Origin of the sequence: Zooshikella harenae (assembly GCF_018837975.1) — a bacterium.
Lineage (GTDB): Bacteria > Pseudomonadota > Gammaproteobacteria > Pseudomonadales > Zooshikellaceae > Zooshikella > Zooshikella harenae.
In genome coordinates this window covers 1-3,191 of sequence record NZ_JAGSOY010000166.1, presented here as the reverse complement: position 1 = coordinate 3,191, position 3,191 = coordinate 1, and the positions used below count along the sequence as shown (strand labels likewise).

The 3,191-nt window shown below is 39.7% G+C and carries 4 protein-coding genes; all 4 read right to left on the bottom strand.

What is annotated here, in order from left to right:
• Positions 1-50: 50 nt before the first annotated feature.
• On the bottom strand, positions 51-1,445 hold the full coding sequence (locus KCG35_RS24215; protein ID WP_215822427.1) for an RNA-binding domain-containing protein: 1,395 nt from the start codon (positions 1,443-1,445) through the stop codon (positions 51-53).
• 622 nt (positions 1,446-2,067) lie between these two features.
• Entirely contained in the window at positions 2,068-2,496 is a 429-nt protein-coding gene (locus KCG35_RS24210; protein WP_215822426.1) for a hypothetical protein, read from the bottom strand.
• A 54-nt stretch (positions 2,497-2,550) separates the two neighbouring features.
• Positions 2,551-2,691, bottom strand: coding sequence for a hypothetical protein (locus tag KCG35_RS24205; protein ID WP_215822425.1), 141 nt, complete (start codon positions 2,689-2,691; stop codon positions 2,551-2,553).
• Between the two features lie 140 nt (positions 2,692-2,831).
• Positions 2,832-3,191: alpha/beta fold hydrolase (locus KCG35_RS24200; protein ID WP_215822424.1), on the bottom strand; the 360-nt coding region annotated here is incomplete at its 5' end.

The following is a 3,191-nucleotide window of genomic DNA, read 5'->3' as shown; positions in this document are numbered from 1 at the left end:
GCTTACAGGGTAGTGTGGGCAGAGCTGGGTAGATACCAGCTCTTACCCAATTAGCCCTTTACTTTGATGTACCGGTAATTAAAGGCAGATGCATTTTCGTCTTCCAGTTTTATCTCACCAGCTGCTCTCAATTTTTGCAGAGCAAGCTTAACTTTTTGCATATCATCTTCACCACTAAGCTGTCTCACAAGTTTATTTGATATGGATGAATCAGGATTTTCAGAAAAATACTGTAGTATGACATCCTCTATCGATGCTAGCTTTTGATGCTTGATAGTAACAATAAACGCATTTTCTTTTTCATCAAAGATAGGGTCGACGAGGCCGGCTTTTTTAAGCTCATTTTTGGCGGTATCTAATCCTTCTCCAATGTCGTGGTTAACCGGATCGGGAAGATTGTGTAGCATACGAACTACGTTGGGATTTCTAGAAAATCGTTCATCATAAAGGTTCTCTAGTGTCATATAGCCAGGAAGTTTCCCCGGACTCTGTACTTCAACGCGATTGTCGAAAACTCGTACATGAACATCATCATTAAGGCTATAGTCTCTATGAATAACGGCATTTACGAGTATTTCCTTCAAAGCCTCTGATGGGTAATTAAGCTTTACAATCTTACCAGCGTCTTGAAAGGAAGCACCATCGATGTATTTAGAAACTTGATTAACAGTTTTCTCTATCACGCTTTCTACGTCACCATTAATTGTCACTGGCATTTCTTCAAGCTGCTCTCGCCTATACTCAATTTCAGTCGTTCTCAGCCTATAAACTTTTACAGCACACCGTGTTTCTAAAGTGGCTTGAGGCTCATCATCAAATAAGAGTATGGAGCCAACATTTGGAACTCTTTCACCATCCTTTTTAGTTAGTAAGCGCTGTTTTCTTAAAAATGCTTCTGGTTCCAGATGGGTTCCAACACGACACATGTACTTAGAGAGCAGTTCGCCCTCAACAATATCTTCTATATCAACGTTATCTAGAGCTCTTCTTTCATATGGTTCAGCTCCTTTTGAATAGCCTAGCTGAGTAATCCTGTCTCCTTTGATTTTTCTTTTAGATGCATTAATTCTAATATAGCAATCTCCAGAAGCCGTGTAATGAACCTTGGGGCTTTTAGGTATACCAAAATGTAAAAGAAGTCCTTTGCCTTCAACTTCTAAAAACTCAATAAGGACATTTTCAACAGCAGGATTGGTTTCTTCCAAAAGTGTTGATAGTAAAGCATTGGCATCTTCTTGCTCTCCGAACCCTATAACTCGCTCTCCTCTTTCAGATTTATCTTCTATGCCTATGTATAAATCCCCACCATCTGAGTTCGCAAACGCAACAAATGTCTCTTGTAGTTTGCTTGGGTTAATCCTTTTGCTTTTTACGTCATTAAAGTGATCTTCATTTAAGGCAAGGAGCGAATCAAGTTCGTCCTGGTCAATAATTCTTACTTCCATATGATCCTCTTCTACATGTGCCGGAATTCATTCGACGAGTAAGGCTAACACCCGACTCGCTGAGCAAATTTTTTTATGTCGGTTTTTGCTTTAGTGCGTATTTTTTTGCACAAAAGGTGACAGCAGAAATTTGTCCGGTGGAGCCGCTTGTTAAAAGAAAAAGGACACTCACTTTTTGCCTCCAACCTTTTGCCGCCTTAACCCAGCGCACAGGATATCTTTTTTTTTTGATTCAAGGGATATAGGGTCTACCATAATACTTCCTTACAAATTATTCGGAAGTCAGTAAACCACTCAAAGTTAGTTAAGTTGAGCTAGGGTGCCGTAAGGACACGATAGATCAAAATTCATTATCCTAACGGATAAGTTAAATGAACCACCCTGTGCGGTCCCGCATGCAGGGTAAGGCTTGCTATTAATGCTGCGATACCACCACTTACTGCTACCAATCCTACAGAATATCAATTCACGAATTTCTCCTATTTATATGCGCCAGCAGTGCAGAAGTCCCTGGCTGGTTTTGTGTACGCCCGCATCAGTGGACAACCGTAGTGGAACTATTTTTGTGGTAAAAATGCAGGGTGGTGTGGGGAGAGCTGGCTAGATACCAGCTCTTACCCAATTAGCTAATTGTAGTACGTTTAAGCTTCATATTTAACCAGACTAGTGCTGGCAGTACTGCGACACTTGTAGTAAGTATGTCTAATAGCGTGTGGTAATTTTGATACATCATAAGCAGGCAGTAAAGAACCATAGAGATAACGACACCAATAAGCTGCCTTTTACCCCAAAATGATATTCCACAGACAAATACCAGAGCTAATGCTGTGTGAGTGCTGTAGTCCAGTGAAAGCATAGGCCATATTTCTAATTTAAGATCAACGTACATTAAAGAGTAAATAAATATGATTCCTATTAAAAAAGGTAAAGCCTCATAACTTGTTTTTAAGTATCCATTGTAAAAAAAACTCTTTATAAACCCTATAAGGGAGATCAAAAGCAAAATAGGAATGTAAGAATCAGCGATCATATCTAGCTGTTGATAAGACATAATTTCCCTTAACTAACTATTGAATGTCATTCTGACGTAATTTATCACGTCTTTTCAATGAGGCTGTCCGCCGACTCTTCCAACAGCCCAGCCACTCTCCCGCAATACCCACTCAACACTTCCTACATCAACCCATACAACAGACCATAAGCACTCTGAAAATTCTGGCGATAAATACACGGCAGTTGTAACCACTTTTAATTAAAACAATACAAATTGGTCATTTTTTTGATTTTTTACGCATAAAAGATGTGAAAAGCCAGCTAGATAACAACATTTTTCCAACTAGATAATTGCTCTAAATTCAACGTTTAAGAACGAGCAGTCTTGATATGTCACTTACCTTCAACGCTTGCAAGGAATTCATCAACGACCTTATTGAACTCCTTTGGCCTCTCCCAAAACATCATGTGCTTGCCCATATAGACAGTAGTGGCTGATGGCGTGTTGGCTTTTATCCACTTATCTGCCACCTCCTTCATTTCATTTCGTACAACATACAACAAAGGCATTTTACCCTCTAATGCGATAAGGTCCTCACTGTAATCGAGGTAAAACCCTGTGGCATTTGTAATTGCAGCGACACTGCTTGACGTTTGATTAGTAATTTTCGATACCCAGGCAACATTCTTCGGATTAGGATTTTCAAGCATCCATTTGGCAAATTCCGCAATCACATTATCGCGGTCTTCGAT